Origin of the sequence: Streptomyces sp. NPDC048584 (genome assembly GCF_043199595.1) — a bacterium.
In the GTDB taxonomy this organism is placed as follows: domain Bacteria; phylum Actinomycetota; class Actinomycetes; order Streptomycetales; family Streptomycetaceae; genus Streptomyces; species Streptomyces edwardsiae.
In genome coordinates this window covers 129,363-148,897 of record NZ_JBICWF010000012.1, presented here as the reverse complement: position 1 = coordinate 148,897, position 19,535 = coordinate 129,363, and the positions used below count along the sequence as shown (strand labels likewise).

Here is a 19,535-nt window from a genome sequence, read left to right as displayed (position 1 = left end):
GGGGCCGGCGGCCCCCCCCCCCCCCGCCGCCCCCCCCCCCCCCCCCCCCCCCCCCCCCCCCCCCGCGGGCGGGGCGGCCCCCCCCCCCCCCCCCCCCCCCCCCGCCCTGGGCTCAGTAGCCGAAGTTCTGGGTCCACCAGGGGCCGCCCGAACCCATGTGGACGCCCACTCCGAGCGTCTTGAAGTCGCAGTTCAGTATGTTCGCCTTGTGACCGGGGCTGTCCATCCAGGCCTGCATCACGGCCTCGGCGTCGGCCTGGCCCCGGGCGATGTTCTCGCCGCCGAGGTTGGCTATGCCGGCCGTCTCGGCCCTGTCCCACGGGGTGTCGCCGTCGGGGTCCGTGTGGTCGAAGAAGTCCCGCTTGGCCATGTCGTCGCTGAACGCCGTGGCCAGGTCGGTCAGCCCGTCGCTCGAGGTGACGGGGCTGCAGCCCACCTTGGCCCGCTCCACGTTGACCAGCCGGAGCACCTCGGCACCGGCGACGGCCTCCGCGGAGCCGGCGACCGGAGCGGTCGTCTTCTGCTTCTCCGGCTCGGGCTCGGCCGTGCGGGCCGGGGCCTCCTCGGCGGTCTTCTCGGGAGCCGCCGCGGTCTCCTTCTGCTCCGGAGTCCTCGTCTTCTCCGCGCTTTCCTTCTTCTCCGGCGTCTTCGTCGGCGAGCTCGGCGCGGACGGCTCCGGGGAGGCGGAGCGCTCGCCGCCACGGCTCGCCGGGGTGCCGGCGTCACGGCCCGGGTTCTCCAGGCTGCCAGCGGTACCGCCCTGCTCGGTGGGCGCGTTGGTCGCCGCCCCACCGGCCTGCACGCTGTCGCCGGGGGTGCGGTCGCCGCCGAGCTTGTAGTTCTCCAGCCCGGGGACCGCCCCGGTGGCGACCGCCACCGTGCCGAGGGCCACCGCGGCGGAGACACCGAGCAGTCCGGTACGGACCGGGGTCGCGGCCTTCTTCTTGCGGCGCCGGTGCCGGTCCGGGCGCGGCCCGTCGGGGCCGGCCTCGGGGTCGTCGCCGGGGAAGGCGGGGCCGATCCGGTCCCGGCGCGCGGAGAAACCGGCCTCCGGGAAGCCGCCGTGAGCGGGGGCGGGGATGGTGGTGGTGAGGTCGGCCTGGGAGAAGTCGGCGGAGGGGGCGCTGAAACCGGCCTGCGGGAAGCCGGCGGCGGGGGCGGCGAAGTCGGTGCCCCCGGCGGGGGTCGCGGTGTCGGCCGTCGCGTAGAGGTACTCCGCGCTCCGCGCGTACGTCTCGGCGTACGCCTCCGGGTTCAGATACGGTGCCGTGCCCATCGTGGGCGGGCCGTCCCCCCGGTCACCCCCCGGATAGGGGCCGCCGTCGTAGAGGTCGTCGTGGGTGACCCCGGTGGCGCGGCCCGTGGCGGCGCGGCCGGCGGCGGAGCGTCGGTGGCGTCCCATGTCCCTGGCCTTCCTCGTCCGTCGGTCGACTCGTCCTCGCGACCAACCCGAAACTCGATGATCACGAAACTCACACCAACGAGTGAGTTTCATATGAGATTCATGGCTCGGGACGCTACCGCATGGCGCCTGGGTCGGGTGTGTCCCCGGTGACTTTGTCCGGTTAGGTTGCAGCCATGAGTGACGATGTGCGACTGGTCGCCTGGGTGCGGGGCCGGGTACAAGGTGTGGGTTTCCGCTGGTTCACCCGGGCCAAGGCGCTGGAGATCGGCGAGCTGAGTGGTTTTGCTCTCAATCTCGGCGACGGCAGGGTCCAGGTGGTCGCCGAGGGCGCCCGGGAACGCTGCGAGGGGCTGCTCGACTGGCTCCAGACCGGCGACACGCCCGGACACGTGGACGGAGTCACCGAGATATGGGACACACCGCGCGGCGGCTACGAGGGCTTCGCCATCCGCTGATCCCGCCCGCTCCGGCCGCCCGGCACGCCCCGGCCGGCGCGCGACACGTGTCCCCGCCGACGAAAAAGTCCTGGTGATCGGCGAGAAGGGCTTGCCGTCGGGGGCGCCGGACACCAGGATGATCGTCACGCCCCGAGGGCCCGGGAGCTCGCGCCGCCGTCGTACACAGGTCGTGCGCAGCCGGTTGTCCGCCGATACGGGGCGTGATCGTGTTGACCCTCAAACTTTTTGGTGAGACGCTGAAAGCCCCGCGCACCTTAGCTGTTTGGCATGGCTGAACGGCAGCACAACCCCAGCCTGCCAAGCATCGCGGGTGCGAATCCCTCACGACCCACACCGCATCGGTCGGTCACTCATTGTGGAGGACCATCCATCATGGCAAAGGCGCTTCTCGGTTACGTCGGCGGCTCCGACCCGCGACTCCTCGCCGAGATGCGACGGCTCCAGCAGCGCGTCCAGGACCTGGAATCCGAGCTCGGACGGATCCAGGCGGAGAACGACGAGCTGACGGCTGCCGCTTCTCACGACAGGATCATGGAGAGCGTTGACGCACACCAGGCGGAGCCCGCGCTCACCTGATCACTGCATCCGCTGTTTCAGTCACCGCTGTTTCATTCATCGCAGAGTCATTTCACCGCCGCACCCGCCGCACAGCAGTGGTTCGGGCCTGCCCGTCACCACCGCCACGCGGTCAGAACGGCAAGGGACGCCCCGGCGTCCCTTCTTTCTTCCCCGCCTCCGCGACTCGCGTCCTCACCCCGGCGTCCGCGCCCCCGCGCGCCGCCTCCGGCACTCGCTGCCCCGCGCATCCTTTCACCGTCTTCAACGTCTGGTGTGCCCTTCGCGTTCACCCGCGAAACCGTTCGTTCATGGAGTGAGACATGCCCGGCGGGTAGAGTCCGGCGGCGTGCACCTCAAGGCCCTGACGCTCCGCGGCTTCAAGTCGTTCGCCTCCGCGACCACGCTCCGGTTCGAACCGGGGATCACCTGCGTCGTGGGTCCGAACGGCTCGGGCAAGTCCAACGTCGTGGACGCGCTCAGCTGGGTCATGGGCGAGCAGGGCGCCAAGTCGCTGCGCGGCGGCAAGATGGAGGACGTCATCTTCGCCGGCACCACCGGCCGCCCCCCGCTGGGCCGCGCCGAGGTGTCCCTCACCATCGACAACTCCGACGGCGCCCTCCCCATCGAGTACGCCGAGGTCACCATCACGCGGATCATGTTCCGCAACGGCGGCAGCGAGTACCAGATCAACGGTGACACCTGCCGGCTCCTCGACATCCAGGAACTGCTCTCCGACTCCGGCATCGGCCGGGAGATGCACGTCATCGTCGGCCAGGGCCAGCTCGACTCCGTACTGCACGCCGATCCCATGGGCCGCCGCGCCTTCATCGAGGAGGCCGCCGGCGTCCTCAAGCACCGCAAGCGCAAGGAGAAGGCGCTGCGGAAACTGGACGCGATGCGGGCCAACCTCGCACGCGTGCAGGACCTGACCGACGAGCTGCGCCGTCAGCTCAAGCCGCTCGGCCGGCAGGCCGCCGTCGCCCGGCGGGCCGCCGTCATCCAGGCCGACCTCCGCGACGCCCGGCTGCGCCTCCTCGCCGACGATCTCGTACGGCTGCGGGAGGCGCTGCGGGCCGAGATCGCCGACGAGGCGGCCCTCAGGGAGCGCAAGGAAACGGCCGAGGCCGAGCTGAGGAAGGCCGTCCAGCGCGAGGGACAGCTGGAGGACGAGGTACGCCGGCTCGCTCCCCGGCTCCAGAACGCCCAGCAGACCTGGTACGAGCTCTCCCAGCTCGCCGAACGGGTGCGCGGCACGATCTCCCTCGCCGACGCGCGCGTGAAGAGCGCGACCTCCGCGCCCCCCGAGGAGCGGCGCGGCCGGGACCCCGAGGACATGGAGCGCGAGGCCGCCCGCGTCCGCGAGCAGGAGGCCGAACTGGAGGCCGCCCTGGAGGCTGCCGAACGCGCCCTGGAGGACACGGTCGCCCACCGCGCGGAGCTCGAGAACGCACTCGCCCAGGAGGAACGGCGGCTCAAGGACGCCGCGCGCGCCCTCGCGGACCGGCGCGAAGGGCTCGCCCGGCTCAAGGGACAGGCCGGCGCGGCCCGTTCACGGGCGGCAGCGGCCCAGGCGGAGATCGAGCGGCTGGCCGCCGCCCGCGACGCGGCCCAGGAGCGGGCCGTCACCGCCCAGGAGGAGTACGAGGTCCTCCAGGCCGAGGTCGACGGCCTCGACGCGGGCGACGCGGAACTCGCCGAGCGGCACGAGGAGGCCAAGCGGCAGCTCGCCGAGGCGGAAACCGCTCTCACCACCGCGCGGGATGCGGTCACCGGCGCGGAACGGCAGCGCGCCGCGACCCAGGCCCGCCACGAGGTTCTGGCCCTCGGCCTGCGCCGAAAGGACGGCACCGGCGCCCTGCTGGACGCACGCGACACCCTCGCGGGCCTGCTGGGCCCGGCCGCGGAACTCCTGACGGTCGACCCCGGCTACGAGACCCCCCTGGCGGCAGCTTTCGGCGCAGCCGCGGACGCGGTGGCGGCCACCTCCCCCTCAGCCGCGGCCGACGCCATCCGCCTCCTCCGCAAACAGGACGCGGGCCGAGCCACCCTCCTCCTCACCAACACCCCGCAACCTCCGGAGAGGACCGCGGAAAACCGCGCGCCAAGCCCCCACGACCCCGCGCCCGCCGACGCGGCCCCCTCCTCCCTTCCCGGAGTGCGCCCCGCCGCGAACCTTGTGAGCGGACCCCCCGACCTGATGCCCGCCGTGCGACGGCTGCTGCACGACATCGTGATCGTCGGCACCCTCGAAGACGCCGTGGACCTCGTCCACACCCACCCCCACCTCACCGCCGTGACCGCAGAGGGCGACCTCCTCGGCGCACACTTCGCCCAGGGCGGCTCCGCAGGCGCCCCCAGCCTGCTGGAAGTACAGGCGTCCGTGGACGAGGCAGCCGCGGAGCTGAAGGAACTGGCCGTCCGCTGCGACGGGCTCGCCGCCGCACAGGACGCCGCGGCTGCCCGCCGCCGGGAGTACGCCGCCCGCGTCGAGGAACTCGGCGAGCACCGCCGCGCCGCGGACCGCGAGAAGTCCTCCGTCGCCCAGCGGCTCGGCCGCCTCGCCGGCCAGGCGCGCGGCGCCGCCGGCGAGGCCGAACGCGCCTCCGCCGCCGCGGCCCGCGCCCAGGAGGCCCTCGACAAGGCCCTCGCCGACGCCGAGGAACTCGCCGAGCGGCTCGAGGTCGCCGAGGAGACGCCGTACGAGGAGGAGCCGGACACGTTCGTACGCGACCGGCTCGCCGCCGACGGGGCCAATGCCCGGCAGACCGAGATGGAGGCCCGCCTCCAGGTCCGTACGCACGAGGAACGGGTCAAGGGGCTCGCCGGACGGGCCGACTCCCTCGACCGTGCCGCCCGCGCGGAACGCGACGCACGCGCGCGTGCCGAACAGCGCCGGTCCCGGCTGCGCCACGAGGCGGACGTCGCCGCGGCCGTCGCCGACGGCGCCCGCACCCTCCTCGCCCACGTGGAGATCTCGCTCACGCGTGCCGATGAGGAGCGCGCCGCGGCCGACGCAGCCAAGGCCCGCCGCGAGCAGGAACTCGCCCGTGCCCGCACCGAGGGGCGCGATCTCAAGGCGGAGCTCGACAAGTTGACGGATTCAGTTCACCGGGGCGAGGTACTCGGCGCCGAGAAGCGGCTGCGGATGGAGCAGCTGGAGACGAGGGCGCTGGAGGAACTGGGTGTGGAACCGGCCGGACTGGTGTCGGAGTACGGCCCGCACCAGCCGGTGCCGGCCTCGCCCCCCGCCGAGGGCGAAGAGCCGCCGGACACTGATTCCCCTGGCGGCTCGGCCGCGGGGGAGCACCCGCGCAACCGGCCCCGCCCTTTCGTGCGCGCCGAGCAGGAGAAGCGGCTGAAGGCCGCCGAACGCGCCTACCAGCAGCTCGGCAAGGTCAACCCGCTCGCCCTGGAGGAGTTCGCGGCGCTGGAGGAACGCCACCAGTTCCTCAGCGAACAGCTGGAGGACCTGAAGAAGACCCGCGTGGATCTGCTCCAGGTCGTCAAGGAGGTCGACGAACGCGTCGAGCAGGTCTTCACCGAGGCCTACCGCGACACGGCGCGCGAGTTCGAGGGCGTCTTCTCCCGGCTGTTCCCGGGCGGAGAGGGGCGCCTGGTGCTGACCGACCCCGACAACATGCTCACCACGGGCGTGGACGTCGAGGCGCGCCCGCCGGGCAAGAAGGTCAAGCGGCTCTCCCTGCTGTCGGGCGGTGAACGGTCGCTGACCGCCGTGGCGATGCTCGTGTCGATCTTCAAGGCGCGGCCCAGCCCGTTCTACGTCATGGACGAGGTCGAGGCCGCCCTCGACGACACCAACCTCCAGCGGCTGATCCGGATCATGCAGGAGCTGCAGGAGGCCTCGCAGCTGATCGTGATCACGCACCAGAAACGCACCATGGAGGTCGCCGACGCGCTCTACGGCGTCTCCATGCAGGGCGACGGCGTGTCCAAGGTCATCAGTCAGCGCCTGCGCTAGACCGGCACCGAATCTTCAAGTCCTGAACGAACCCTCCCCTCGTGCGTCTTGAATCTCACAGCGAAGCGACTGTTGACTTCAACAATTGAAGACATAGTCTCTGCAATGTTGTTCTTACCTTCAGGTACCCACCGCTGGACCTCGAAGGGCTGACCCCCCACCCGGCGATGTTGCCGGTGGCCCGAGGAGTACACGTGACCAGCACACCGCAGGCACCGCAGTCAGGAGCCAGAACGGCTCACCCCGAGCATCTCGGGCACGTCATCTTCATCGCGGCCGCGGCCGCGATGGGCGGTTTCCTCTTCGGCTACGACAGCTCCGTGATCAACGGTGCCGTCGAGGCCATCCGCGACCGCTACGACATCGGCTCCGCCGCACTCGCACAGGTCATCGCCGTCGCCCTGATCGGCTGCGCCATCGGTGCCGCGACCGCCGGCCGCATAGCCGACCGCATCGGCCGCATCCGGTGCATGCAGATCGCCGCGGTCCTGTTCACCGTCAGCGCCATCGGCTCCGCGCTGCCCTTCGCACTGTGGGACCTCGCCTTCTGGCGGGTCGTCGGAGGCTTCGCCATCGGCATGGCCTCCGTCATCGGCCCCGCCTACATCGCCGAGGTCGCCCCGCCCGCCTACCGCGGCCGGCTCGGCTCCTTCCAGCAGGCCGCGATCGTCGTCGGCATCGCCGTCTCACAGCTGGTCAACTGGAGCATCCTGAACGCCGCCGACGGCGACCAGCGCGGTGAGCTGATGGGCCTGGAGGCCTGGCAGGTCATGCTCGGCGTCATGGTCGTACCCGCCGTCCTGTACGGCCTGCTCTCCTTCGCCATCCCCGAGTCCCCGCGCTACCTGATCTCCGTCGGCAAGCACGAGCGCGCCCGGCAGATCCTCGAAGAGGTCGAGGGCAAGAACATCGACCTCACCGCCCGCGTCACCGAGATCGAGTCGGCGATGCACAGCGAGGAGAAGTCCAGCTTCAAGGACCTGCTCGGCGGCAGCTTCTTCTTCAAGCCGATCGTCTGGATCGGTATCGGCCTGTCGGTGTTCCAGCAGTTCGTCGGCATCAACGTCGCGTTCTACTACTCCTCGACGCTGTGGCAGTCGGTCGGCGTCGACCCGACGGACTCGTTCCTCTACTCGTTCACCACGTCGATCATCAACATCGTCGGCACCGTCATCGCGATGATCTTCGTCGACCGCATCGGCCGCAAGCCGCTCGCGATCATCGGCTCCGTCGGCATGGTGATCGGCCTCGCCCTGGAGGCCTGGGCCTTCTCCTCCGACCTCGTCGACGGGCAGCTGCCCGCCACCCAGGGCTGGGTCGCCCTGATCGCCGCGCACGTCTTCGTCCTCTTCTTCGCCCTGTCGTGGGGCGTCGTCGTCTGGGTCATGCTCGGCGAGATGTTCCCCAACCGGATCCGCGCCGCCGCCCTCGGTGTCGCCGCCGCCGCGCAGTGGATCGCCAACTGGGCCATCACCGCGAGCTTCCCCTCGCTCGCCGACTGGAACCTGTCGGCCACCTACGTGATCTACACGGTCTTCGCCGCGCTCTCGATCCCGTTCGTCCTGAAGTTCGTGAAGGAGACGAAGGGCAAGGCGCTGGAGGAGATGGGCTGAGCCGCCGGCCCCCACAGTCCGGGGAGAAGGGCTCGAGTCCCCCGCCGCCCCTCTCCTCGTACCTCTACCGCCGCCCGGCCGGGCCACTTCCGGGCCGGGCGGCGGTGTGTTCCGGGGGCAAGGCATCCGACCTCGCCTTCGAGGCCCCCCGCACGCCCGCTCCCGGACGCGTTGTGACCCCACTCCTGAGGGCTTCCCGGCCGGCACAGGGCAGAGCGGCGGGCCGGCCCGGCCCGACGGGGCCGGGGGCCCCGCGCGTACAACGAACGGCCTCGCAGGAGGCCACGCCATACTGGGGCTGTTATGGACATCGTCATCCTTGCTGTAGTCATCGCCGTGGTCGTGCTCGGCGCGCTTGGCGGGCTCATCGTCGGCAGCCGGCGCAAGAAGCCGCTGCCCCCGCCGCCGCCCGCCGCGCCCGACATCACCGCCCCTCCGGCCGAGCCGCACGTCGGCGAAGAGGCCGAGACGCCGCGGGAGGAACCGCGGCGCACCATCGAGGAGGTTGATCTTCCGGCGGGCGCCGGTCCCGTCGTCATCGAGGAACCGCCCGCCGCCGAGGCTCCCGAGATCGAGATCCCGGAGCCCACCGCCGGCCGGCTGGTCCGGCTGCGCGCCCGTCTCTCCCGCTCGCAGAACGCCCTGGGCAAGGGCCTGCTCACCCTGCTGTCCCGCGAGCACCTCGACGAGGACACCTGGGAGGAGATCGAGGACACCCTGCTCACCGCGGACGTCGGTGTGCAACCCACCCAGGAACTGGTCGAGCGGCTGCGCGAGCGCGTGAAGGTGCTCGGTACGCGGACGCCGGCGGAGCTGCGCGGGCTGCTCCGCGAGGAGCTGGTCACGCTGGTCGGTCCCGAGATGGACCGCACCGTGCACACCGAGAACGCGGCCGGCGGGCCCGGCATCGTCATGGTCGTCGGGGTCAACGGCACCGGCAAGACCACCACCACCGGCAAGCTCGCCCGGGTCCTGGTCGCCGACGGCAACACGGTCGTGCTCGGCGCGGCGGATACGTTCCGTGCCGCCGCCGCCGATCAGCTGCAGACCTGGGGTGAGCGGGTCGGGGCCCACACCGTGCGCGGGCCGGAGGGCGGTGACCCCGCCTCCGTCGCGTTCGACGCGGTCAAGGAGGGCAAGGAGATGGCCGCCGACGCGGTGCTCATCGACACGGCGGGGCGGCTGCACACCAAGACCGGGCTGATGGACGAGCTCGGCAAGGTCAAGCGGGTCGTGGAGAAGCAGGCGCCGCTGGACGAGGTGCTGCTGGTGCTCGATGCCACGACCGGGCAGAACGGGCTGGTGCAGGCGCGGGTGTTCGCGGAGGTCGTCGACATCACGGGCATCGTGCTGACGAAGCTGGACGGTACGGCGAAGGGGGGCATCGTGGTCGCTGTGCAGCGGGAGCTGGGGGTGCCGGTGAAACTGATCGGGCTCGGGGAGGGGGCGGACGATCTGGCGCCGTTCGAGGCGGGGGCGTTCGTGGACGCGCTCATCGGGGAGTGAGGTTCTGACTCCGGCGTCGTCGGAGTCGGTGGACGTGCGGAAGCGCCCGGCCCTTCGGGGGGCGGGCGCTTCGCCGTGTACGGGGTTCCGTACGGGGCGGGCGGTGCGGGTGCCGTGCGTGGGGAGCGGGCCGGGGGAGGTTGCGCGGCCCGGCGCTTGCGGGGTGCCGTCGCGTCCACCCGTGCCGCCCTGCGGCACGATTGCCCGCGGGAGCGGCGGGAGCGGCGGGAGCGGCGGGCGCGGCGGGAGCCGCGGGGGAGTGGAGGGGCGCGGCGGGCGCGGCGGGAGGGGCGGGTTACGTGGCTGAGCGGTGGGCCACGTAGGCCAAGGTGCCCAGGAGGAGGCGGGATTCCGGGGGGTGGGCGGGGGAGTCCAGGGCGGGGGAGCGGAGCCAGTGGACCGGGCCGAGGCCGGCTCGGTCGGAGGGCGGGGCCGTGATGTGGGTGCCGGAGCCGAGGCCGTGCAGGTCCAGGGCGGCCGGGTCGTCCCAGCCCGTGCGGTAGAGCAGTTCGGGGAGCGCGTCGGCGGCCCCCGGCGCGACGAAGAAGTGGGCGCGGCCGTCCGGGGTGACGGCGACCGGGCCGACCGGCAGGCCCATGCGCTCCAGCCGGGCCAGCGCATGACGTCCCACGGGTTCCGCGACGTCGATCACGTCGAACGCCCGCCCCACCGGCAGCATCAGCGCGGCCCCCGGGAACTCCGACCAGACCGCCGTCACCTCGTCCAGCGGCGCCCCGGCACGGATCACCGGCGCGAGGGCCAGCGGATGCGCGCCCGGTGCCGGACACCCTGCGTCACCACAGGAGCACGCACCCGCCGCGGCCCGTACCCCCGGCACCACGTCCCAGCCCCACAGCCCGGTGTACTCCGCCACCACGGTGGCGTCCGAGGAGCGGCTCCGGCGACGCGAACCGGACCGGATGTCGCGGATACCCCGACTGATACCGATCGTGAAGCCCATGCCCCCTCCAACGGGTCCGACGTTCCGGTGGTTACGTAGCGAACGCGCTCCATGACTCTCTGTTTCGGACTGCCCGGCGCCGCCCCGCCCAACCGGCGCTTGGAAGCGTGCGGGGTGGTGCGTCCGATGCCGCGCGCCCCCCAGTGCATCGCCGCACCCGCTTTTGGCTGTTCAGTGTCAAGTGAATCGCGAGATGGCGACGGTGAGTTCATTCGAAGGGGTGGCGAATGGTGGCGATTGCGGTTCCGCCATGGTGGGGCGGGTGATCGTAGGGTTACTGTGTGTACACGGCTTCTTGGGGCACGTGCACTCGTGGGTATGCCGGAGGCAACTCGGCTTTCCGTTCGAAGGGTGACAACCGTCGGACGGGCGGCCCCGACAACCGGCATTCTGATAGGGCTTGGCGCACTCGGCGACAAGTGGTCTTCAGGGATGGGGGCGTTCCAGTGAGCGGCAACGGCGGTGGCGGGACGAATGCTGCGGGCGCGGAGAAACGCCCGAACGAGCTGCTCGCGTCATGGTTCGTCCGCAGCGGCTGGTCCAAGGGCGAGCTCGCCCGACAGGTCAACCGCAGGGCACGCCAGTTGGGCGCCAACCACATCTCCACCGACACCTCACGCGTACGCCGCTGGCTGGACGGCGAGAACCCGCGCGAGCCGATCCCCAGAATCCTCTCCGAGCTGTTCTCCGAACGCTTCGGCGTCGTCGTCTCCGTCGAGGACCTGGGCCTGCGCACCACCCGCCCCGCGCCCTCCGCGACCGGTGTCGACCTGCCCTGGACGGGCCCGCAGACCGTGGCGCTGCTCAGCGAGTTCTCACGCAGCGACCTGATGCTGGCGCGGCGCGGCTTCCTCGGGAGCTCGCTGGCCCTCTCCGCGGGCCCGTCCCTCATCGAGCCCATGCAGCGCTGGCTGGTCCCCTCCCCGTCCGCCGTGCCGGCCCGGCCCGAGGCCGACCCGGCGTCCTCCGCCGCGCGGGCCCGCGGCCGGCTCTCCAAGCCGGAGCTGGACCTGCTGGAGACCACCACCATGATGTTCCGGCAGTGGGACGCCCAGTGCGGCGGCGGCCTGCGCCGCAAGGCCGTCGTCGGCCAGCTGCACGAGGTGACCGACCTGCTCCAGGAACCCCAGCCCGAGGCCACCACCCGACGCCTGTTCAAGGTCGCCGCCGAACTCGCGGAACTGGCCGGCTGGATGTCGTACGACGTCGGACTCCAGCCCACGGCGCAGAAGTACTTCGTGCTGGCCCTGCACTCCGCGAAGGAGGCCGGCGACCGGCCGCTCGGATCGTACGTGCTGTCCAGCATGAGCCGCCAGATGATCCACCTCGGCCGGCCCGAGGACGCCCTGGAGCTGATCCACCTCGCGCAGTACGGCAGCCGCGACTGTGCCGGCCCGCGTACCCAGTCCATGCTGTATGCGATGGAGGCCCGCGCCTACGCCAACATGGGCCAGCCCGGCCGCTGCAAGCGGGCCGTCCGGATGGCCGAGGACACCTTCTCCGAGGCCGACGAGTGGGACGAGCCGGACCCCGACTGGATCCGCTTCTTCTCCGAGGCCGAGCTCTACGCGGAGAACTCCCACTCCTACCGCGACCTCGCCTATGTCGCCGGCCGCAGCCCCACCTACGCCTCCCTCGCCGAGCCGCTGATGCGGCGCGCCGTCGAGCTGTTCGGCCAGGAGGCCGGCGCACACCAGCGCTCCTACGCCCTCAACCTGGTCGGCATGGCCACCGTCCACCTCCTCCAGCGCGAACCCGAGCAGAGCGCGGTTCTCGCCACCGAGGCCATCACGGCGGCCAAGAAGGTCCGCTCCGAGCGCGTCAACACTCGTATCCGAAAGACGGTCGACACCGCCGTACGCGACTTCGGCGACATCGCCGACGTCGTCGAACTCACCGAGCGGCTCGCCATCGAACTGCCCGAGACCGCGGACGCGGTCTGATCCACCGAGAAACCGCCAGGCCCCGGCCGCGGCCGGCCCTCCCGAACCGCCCGACTCGGCTCCCCCATGCCAGGTCATTCGGAGGCCGGCCGCGGCCGGTCGTGTGTCTCCCCGGCCACGGCTCACCGCCGTACACCGAAGGCTGCGCCACGATGACGACCGGCGCACCCCGGCCCCGGCGGTTCACCGACCCGTAACACACCGGGCGTCTTCGTCACGGCGGCGAAACAACGAGGGGCTTCCACCGAAACCGCGCTGCGCCAATCTCATGGCGCATAACCGGCCCACCCCTCAATCCGCTCAAGGCTTCGCCCGCACGGGGCCGTACCAACGACGAGGAGACGCCGATGGCACCAGCCATCACCCTGGCCGCAGACGCGCCCACGCTGTCCGCCGCCAACACAGGGTTCATGCTCATCTGTTCCGCCCTGGTGATGCTCATGACCCCGGGACTCGCCTTCTTCTACGGAGGCATGGTCCGCGTCAAGAGCACACTGAACATGCTGATGATGAGCTTCATCAGCCTCGGGATCGTCACCGTCCTGTGGGTGCTGTACGGCTTCTCCATGGCGTTCGGCACCGACTCCGGGGGCATCGTCGGCTGGAACTCCGACTGGGTCGGCCTCAGCGACATCGGCCTCACCGAACTCTGGGACGGCTACACCATCCCGGTCTTCGTCTTCCTGGTCTTCCAGCTGATGTTCGCCGTCCTCACCCCCGCCCTGATCAGCGGCGCCCTCGCCGACCGCGTGAAGTTCACCGCGTGGGCCCTGTTCATCGCGCTGTGGGCCACCGTCGTCTACTTCCCGGTCGCCCACTGGGTCTGGGGCGCCGGCGGCTGGGCCTTCGAACTCGGCGTCATCGACTTCGCCGGCGGCACCGCCGTCCACATCAACGCCGGTGCCGCCGCACTCGGTGTGATCCTGGTGATCGGCAAGCGCGTCGGCTTCAAGAAGGACCCGATGCGCCCGCACAGCCTCCCGCTGGTCATGCTCGGCGCCGGTCTGCTCTGGTTCGGCTGGTTCGGCTTCAACGCCGGCTCCTGGCTCGGCAACGACGACGGCGTCGGCGCGCTGATGTTCGTCAACACCCAGGTCGCCACCGGCGCCGCCGTCCTCGGCTGGCTCGCCTACGAGAAGATCCGCCACGGCGCCTTCACCACGCTCGGCGCCGCCTCCGGCGCGGTCTCGGGCCTGGTCGCCATCACCCCGGCCGGCGGCGCCGTCTCCCCGCTCGGCGCGATCGCCGTCGGCCTCATCGCCGGTGTGCTGTGCGCCATGGCCGTCGGCCTGAAGTACCGCTTCGGGTACGACGACTCCCTCGACGTCGTCGGCGTCCACCTCGTCGGCGGCATCCTCGGCTCGCTGCTCATCGGCCTCTTCGCCAGCGGCAAGGGCCAGTCCGACGTCCAGGGCCTCTTCTACGGCGGCGGCCTCGACCAGTTCTGGAAGCAGTGCGCCGGAGTCTTCGGCGTCCTCGCCTACTCCCTGGCCGTCTCCGCGGTCCTCGCCTTCCTTCTCGACAAGACCATCGGTATGCGAGTCTCCGAGGACGACGAGGTGGCCGGCATCGACCAGGCCCAGCACGCCGAGACCGCATACGACTTCAGCGGCGCCGGCGGCGGCGCGGCCCGCACCGCCGTCACCGCTCCCGTCGCCCCGGCCGAGAGCAAGAAGGTGGACGCATGAAGCTCATCACCGCCGTCGTCAAGCCGCACCGGCTCGACGAGATCAAGGAGGCCCTCCAGGCCTTCGGAGTGCACGGACTGACGGTCACCGAGGCCAGCGGCTACGGACGTCAGCGCGGCCACACCGAGGTCTACCGTGGTGCCGAGTACACCGTCGACCTGGTGCCCAAGATCCGCATCGAGGTACTGGTCGAGGACGACGACGCCGAACAGCTCATCGACGTCGTGGTCAAGGCCGCACGCACCGGCAAGATCGGTGACGGCAAGGTCTGGTCGGTCCCGGTCGAGACCGCCGTACGGGTACGCACCGGCGAGCGCGGCCCGGACGCGCTCTGACACACGAGAACGGAGTCGCCGGGTGACCAGTACGAACGTGACGAAAGAAGCAGAGGACCCGGGACCCGGCGGCTACGCGGCGGCCCGGCTGCGCCTCCTCACCGAGGGGGCGCGGTCCGGGCCGCCGCGCCGTACCGCCCTGGCGGACCTCACCGACCGCTGGCTCGGCGGACTGTTCGCCGCCGGCGCCGAGGGGGCGCGCGGAGTGTCCCTGATCGCCGTGGGCGGCTACGGGCGCGCGGAACTCTCCCCGCGCAGCGACCTCGACCTGCTCCTGCTGCACGACGGCTCCGACCCAGGCGCGGTCGCCGTCCTCGCGGACCGCCTCTGGTACCCCGTCTGGGACCTGGGCCTCGCCCTCGACCACTCCGTCCGTACCCCCGCCGAAGCCCGGAAGACGGCGGCCGAGGATCTCAAGGCCCAGCTCGGGCTGCTGGACGCCCGGCACATCGCCGGCGACCTCGGCCTCACCACCGCCCTGCGCACCACGGTGCTCGCCGACTGGCGCAACCAGGCACCCAAACGCCTCCCCGCCCTGCGGGAACTCTGCGAGGAACGCGCCGAACGCCACGGCGAACTGCAGTACCTCCTCGAACCCGACCTCAAGGAGGCCCGCGGCGGACTGCGCGACGCCACCGCCCTGCGCGCGGTCGCCGCCTCCTGGCTCGCCGACGCCCCGCGCGAGGGCCTCGCCGCCGCCCGCCGCCGCCTCCTCGACGTACGGGACGCACTCCACCTCACCACAGGGCGCGCCACCGACCGGCTCGCCCTCCAGGAACAGGACCAGGTCGCGGCCGAACTGGGCCTGCTCGACGCGGACGCGCTGCTGCGGCAGGTCTACGAGGCCGCGCGCGTCATCGCCTACGCCGGTGACGTCACCTGGCGCGAAGTGGGACGCGTCCTGCGCTCCCGCGCGGTACGGCCCCGGCTGCGCGCCATGCTGAGCGGCGGAAAACCGGCAGCCGAGCGGTCCCCGCTCGCCGAAGGCGTCGTGGAGCAGGACGGCGAAGTGGTGCTCGCCCGCACCGCGCGCCCCGAACGCGACCCCGTGCTCCCGCTGCGCGCCGCGGCCGCCGCCGCCCAGGCCGGGCTCCCGCTCTCCCTGCACGCCGTACGGCGCATGGCGGCCGCCGCCCGCCCCCTGCCCGCGCCCTGGCCGGCCGAGGCCCGCGAGCAGCTCGTCACCCTGCTGGGCTCCGGCCGTCCCACCGTCGACGTCTGGGAGGCGCTGGAGGCGGAAGGCCTGGTCAGCCTGCTGCTGCCGGACTGGGACCGGGTCCGCTGCCGCCCGCAGCGCAACGCCGTGCACCTGTGGACCGTCGACCGGCACCTCATCGAGACCGCCGTCCGCGCCTCCGCCTTCACCCGCCGCGTCAGCCGCCCCGACCTGCTGCTGGTCGCCGCACTGCTGCACGACATCGGCAAGGGCTGGCCCGGCGACCACTCGGTGGCCGGCGAGACCATCGCCCGCGACGTGGCCGCCCGCATCGGCTTCGACCAGCACGACGTCACCGTGATCGCCACTGTCGTACGCCACCATCTGCTGCTCGTCGACACCGCCACCCGCCGTGACCTGGACGACCCGGCGACCGTCCGCGCGGTCGCCGACGCCGTCGGCGCCCAGGGCACCCTCGAACTGCTGCACGCCCTCACCGAGGCGGATGCCCTCGCCACCGGACCGGCGGCCTGGTCGACCTGGCGGGCCTCACTCGTCGCGGACCTCGTCGCCAGGGTCTCCGGCGTACTCTCCGGCGACGCCCCGGACGCGCCCGAGGAAGCCGCGCCCACCGCCGAACAGGAACGCCTCGCGATCGAGGCCGTCGCCACCGGCGCGCCGGTGCTGTCCCTGCGGGCCCGGCCCGAACCGTCCACCGAACCCTCCGGCGACCCCGAGCCGCTCGGCGTGGAACTGCGCATCGCCGTACCCGACCAGGAGGGCGTGCTGCCCGCCGTGGCCGGGGTGCTCGCCATGCACCGGCTGACCGTACGCACCGCGGAACTGCGGGCCCTGGAGCTCCCGGACGGCGTGGACGGCTCCGTGCTGCTGCTCGACTGGCGGGTCGCCGCCGAGTACGGCTCCCTGCCCCAGGCCACCCGGCTCCGCGCGGATCTCGTACGCGCCCTGGACGGCACCCTCGACATCGCCGCCCGCCTCACCGAACGCGACGCCGCCTACCCGCGCCGCCGGGGCGTGGTCGCACCGCCCCCGCGCGTGACGGTCGCCCCGTCCGCCTCCCGGCACGCGACGGTGATGGAGGTCCGCGCGCAGGACGCCCCCGGCCTGCTGTTCCGCATCGGGCGCGCACTGGAGGACGCGGCGGTACGGGTCCGCAGCGCACACGTGAGCACGCTCGGCGCGAACGCCGTGGACGCCTTCTACGTCACGGGCTTCGACGGCACACCCCTGCCCACGGAGGAGGCGGTGGCGGTGGCCCGGAAACTGGAGGAGACGTTGCGTGGGTGAGGACACTCCGGTGTCCCGTCGCGCCGGGATACCCTTGAGGGCGATTCCCCAGCCTGTCTCCGACTCCGAGGACCGACGCCGCCGTGTTCGATACTCTCTCCGACCGCCTCAGCGCGACTTTCAAAAACCTCCGCGGAAAAGGCCGGCTGAGCGAAGCGGACATCGACGCCACGGCGCGTGAGATCCGTATCGCTCTGCTGGAAGCGGACGTGGCCCTGCCCGTCGTCCGCACGTTCATCAAGAACGTCAAGGAGCGTGCGCTCGGCGCCGACGTCTCCAAGGCGCTGAACCCTGCTCAGCAGGTCCTCAAGATCGTCAACGACGAGCTCGTCACGATCCTGGGCGGCGAGACCCGCCGGCTGCGCTTCGCCAAGCAGCCCCCCACCGTGATCATGCTCGCCGGTCTGCAGGGTGCCGGTAAGACCACCCTCGCGGGCAAGCTCGGCCACTGGCTGAAGGAGCAGGGCCACTCGCCGGTGCTGGTCGCCGCCGACCTCCAGCGCCCCAACGCCGTCAACCAGCTGAGCGTCGTCGCCGAGCGCGCCGGTGTCGCCGTCTACGCGCCCGAGCCGGGCAACGGTGTGGGTGACCCGGTCAAGGTCGCCAAGAACTCCATCGAGTTCGCGAAGACCAAGGTCCACGACATCGTGATCGTGGACACCGCCGGCCGCCTGGGCATCGACCAGGAGATGATGCGGCAGGCCGCGGACATCCGCGACGCCGTCTCCCCGGACGAGATCCTCTTCGTCGTCGACGCGATGATCGGCCAGGACGCCGTCAACACCGCCGAGGCGTTCCGCGACGGCGTCGGCTTCGACGGCGTGGTGCTCTCCAAGCTCGACGGTGACGCGCGCGGTGGTGCCGCCCTGTCGATCCGGCAGATCACCGGCAAGCCGATCATGTTCGCGTCCAACGGTGAGAAGCTCGGCGACTTCGACGCCTTCCACCCGGACCGGATGGCCTCCCGCATTCTCGACATGGGTGACCTGCTCACCCTGATCGAGCAGGCGGAGAAGACGTTCAGTCAGGAAGAGGCCGAGAAAATGGCCTCCAAGCTGGCGTCGAAGAAGGGCCAGGACTTCACCCTGGACGACTTCCTGGCCCAGATGGAGCAGGTCAGGAAGATGGGCAGCATCTCGAAGCTGCTCGGCATGCTGCCCGGCATGGGCCAGATCAAGGATCAGATCAACAACCTGGACGAGCGGGACGTCGACCGCACCGCGGCGATCATCAAGTCGATGACCCCGGCCGAGCGCCAGGAGCCGACGATCATCAACGGCTCGCGCCGTGCCCGTATCGCCAAGGGTTCCGGTGTCGAGGTCAGCGCCGTGAAGGGCCTGGTCGAGCGGTTCTTCGAGGCCCGGAAGATGATGTCCCGCATGGCGCAGGGCGGTGGCATGCCCGGGATGCCCGGGATGCCGGGCATGGGCGGCGGTCCGGGCCGGACGAAGAAGAAGCAGAAGCAGGCCAAGGGCAAGCAGCGCTCCGGCAACCCGATGAAGCGCAAGCAGCAGGAGCAGGAGGAGGCCGCGCGCCGCGCCGCCGCCGCGGAGGGCGGGAACGCCTTCGGGCTGCCGCAGCAGGGCGGCCAGGACTTCGAACTGCCCGACGAGTTCAAGAAGTTCATGGGCTGACGCCCACACCGGTACGTCTTCGGGGCGCCCCTCGCGTGAGGGGCGCCCCGGTTTCGTGTCTCAGGGGGTGCGTGCCACGAGGTAGCGGAACACGTTCGGCATCCACACGGTCCCGTCCGGCCGCTGGTACGGATGCAGGGCCTCCGCCAGTTCCTTGTCGACCTGCGCCTGGTCCGTGGCGGAGACCGCCGGGTCGAACAGCCCCGTCGACTTGAGGCCCCGTACCGCGCTGTCCGCGTCCGCGTAGCCGAACGGGCAGGCCACCCGCCCGGAGCCGTCCGGCCTCAGTCCCGCGCGCGCGGCGACCCGCTCCAGGTCGTCGCGGTCCGTAGGACGCCAGGTGCCGGTGCCGCGCAGCGGCTCCGCCAGCTTGGCGGCCACCCGGAGCACGGACGTCGTGGCGCACCGCTCGGGCGGCCCCCAGCCGGACAGCACCACGGCCGCTCCGCGCCCGGCCAGCGGGACCGCCTCGGCGAGGAGATCGCCGAGCCCCTCCGCGTCGCCGGCCAGACAGCCGATCGGCTCGAAGGCCGTCACCACGGTGTAGGCGTCCGCGCGCGCGGCCTGTGCGAGCGCGCCGTGCACGATGCGCGCGGCGTCACGCGTGTGTGCGTCCCGGTCCTCGGGCAGCAGGCGCTCGCGTGCGAGGTCCAGCCGGTCGGCACAGGTGTCGACACCGGTGACCTGCGCACCGCGCGAGGCCGCCATCAGCAGGGCCAGTCCGGAGCCGCAGCCGAGGCCGAGCACGCGTGTCGCGGGTCCCACGTCCAGTCGCTCGTAGACGGCCTCGTAGAGCGGCACGAGCATCCGCTCCTGGATCTCGGACCAGTCGCGCGCGCGTGCGCGCGGGTCCACGCGGGGGGCGGCCCCCGTGCGAGGCGGGTGCTGCCGCACGAGCGTAGGTGTCATAGGTAAGCGCCCCAATCAGCCGAGAAGTTGCCGCAGTGCCCGATTCCCTGGCCCCCGTGCAGTGCGCCCGCACACCCCCCGT

At 71.9% G+C, this 19,535-nt stretch carries 13 protein-coding genes; 10 read left to right on the top strand and 3 right to left on the bottom strand.

The genetic code is table 11. From position 1 onward, the window contains the following. Positions 1-112: 112 nt before the first annotated feature. A complete protein-coding gene (locus ACGFR9_RS25575; protein WP_393212518.1) occupies positions 113-1,402 on the bottom strand; it encodes a CAP domain-containing protein in 1,290 nt (429 codons plus the stop codon). A 176-nt stretch (positions 1,403-1,578) separates the two neighbouring features. On the opposite strand from ACGFR9_RS25575, the gene ACGFR9_RS25570 reads away from it, so the two are divergent. The 5 genes from ACGFR9_RS25570 to ftsY all read left to right on the top strand — a co-directional run bounded on the left by ACGFR9_RS25570 (position 1,579) and on the right by ftsY (position 9,519). Further along, complete coding sequence (locus tag ACGFR9_RS25570) at positions 1,579-1,860, top strand: acylphosphatase (protein ID WP_030216595.1); 282 nt, start codon at positions 1,579-1,581, stop codon at positions 1,858-1,860. 375 nt (positions 1,861-2,235) lie between these two features. Beyond that, positions 2,236-2,439, top strand: a complete 204-nt coding sequence (locus tag ACGFR9_RS25565; RefSeq protein ID WP_030216596.1) for a hypothetical protein — start codon at positions 2,236-2,238, stop codon at positions 2,437-2,439. Positions 2,440-2,767: 328 nt separating this feature from the next. Next, positions 2,768-6,400: a chromosome segregation protein SMC gene (gene smc / locus ACGFR9_RS25560; protein WP_393212515.1), complete on the top strand. Its 3,633-nt coding sequence runs from the start codon at positions 2,768-2,770 to the stop codon at positions 6,398-6,400. Positions 6,401-6,594: 194 nt separating this feature from the next. Beyond that, positions 6,595-8,013, top strand: coding sequence for a sugar porter family MFS transporter (locus ACGFR9_RS25555; protein ID WP_393212513.1), 1,419 nt, complete (start codon positions 6,595-6,597; stop codon positions 8,011-8,013). A gap of 303 nt (positions 8,014-8,316) precedes the next feature. After that, a complete protein-coding gene (ftsY, locus tag ACGFR9_RS25550) occupies positions 8,317-9,519 on the top strand; it encodes a signal recognition particle-docking protein FtsY (protein ID WP_393212511.1) in 1,203 nt (400 codons plus the stop codon). A gap of 295 nt (positions 9,520-9,814) precedes the next feature. On the opposite strand, the gene ACGFR9_RS25545 is transcribed toward ftsY, so the two are convergent. Further along, entirely contained in the window at positions 9,815-10,480 is a 666-nt protein-coding gene (locus tag ACGFR9_RS25545) for a bifunctional DNA primase/polymerase (RefSeq protein WP_393212509.1), read from the bottom strand. Between the two features lie 446 nt (positions 10,481-10,926). On the opposite strand from ACGFR9_RS25545, the gene ACGFR9_RS25540 reads away from it, so the two are divergent. The 5 genes from ACGFR9_RS25540 to ffh all read left to right on the top strand — a co-directional run bounded on the left by ACGFR9_RS25540 (position 10,927) and on the right by ffh (position 18,544). After that, complete coding sequence (locus ACGFR9_RS25540; RefSeq protein ID WP_393212507.1) at positions 10,927-12,423, top strand: hypothetical protein; 1,497 nt, start codon at positions 10,927-10,929, stop codon at positions 12,421-12,423. Between the two features lie 347 nt (positions 12,424-12,770). Continuing rightward, the gene (locus ACGFR9_RS25535; RefSeq protein ID WP_393212505.1) at positions 12,771-14,111 is read left to right on the top strand and encodes an ammonium transporter; all 1,341 of its coding nucleotides are present in this window, start codon (positions 12,771-12,773) and stop codon (positions 14,109-14,111) included. Beyond that, on the top strand, positions 14,108-14,446 hold the full coding sequence (locus ACGFR9_RS25530) for a P-II family nitrogen regulator (RefSeq protein ID WP_004924863.1): 339 nt from the start codon (positions 14,108-14,110) through the stop codon (positions 14,444-14,446). Before ACGFR9_RS25535 ends, ACGFR9_RS25530 begins: the two co-directional genes overlap by 4 nt. A gap of 22 nt (positions 14,447-14,468) precedes the next feature. After that, a complete protein-coding gene (locus ACGFR9_RS25525) occupies positions 14,469-16,910 on the top strand; it encodes a [protein-PII] uridylyltransferase (RefSeq protein WP_393212503.1) in 2,442 nt (813 codons plus the stop codon). A gap of 83 nt (positions 16,911-16,993) precedes the next feature. Continuing rightward, complete coding sequence (gene ffh, locus ACGFR9_RS25520) at positions 16,994-18,544, top strand: signal recognition particle protein (protein WP_393212501.1); 1,551 nt, start codon at positions 16,994-16,996, stop codon at positions 18,542-18,544. A gap of 60 nt (positions 18,545-18,604) precedes the next feature. On the opposite strand, the gene ACGFR9_RS25515 is transcribed toward ffh, so the two are convergent. Next, entirely contained in the window at positions 18,605-19,453 is an 849-nt protein-coding gene (locus ACGFR9_RS25515) for a class I SAM-dependent methyltransferase (RefSeq protein ID WP_393212499.1), read from the bottom strand. Between the last annotated feature and the right edge of the window lie 82 nt (positions 19,454-19,535).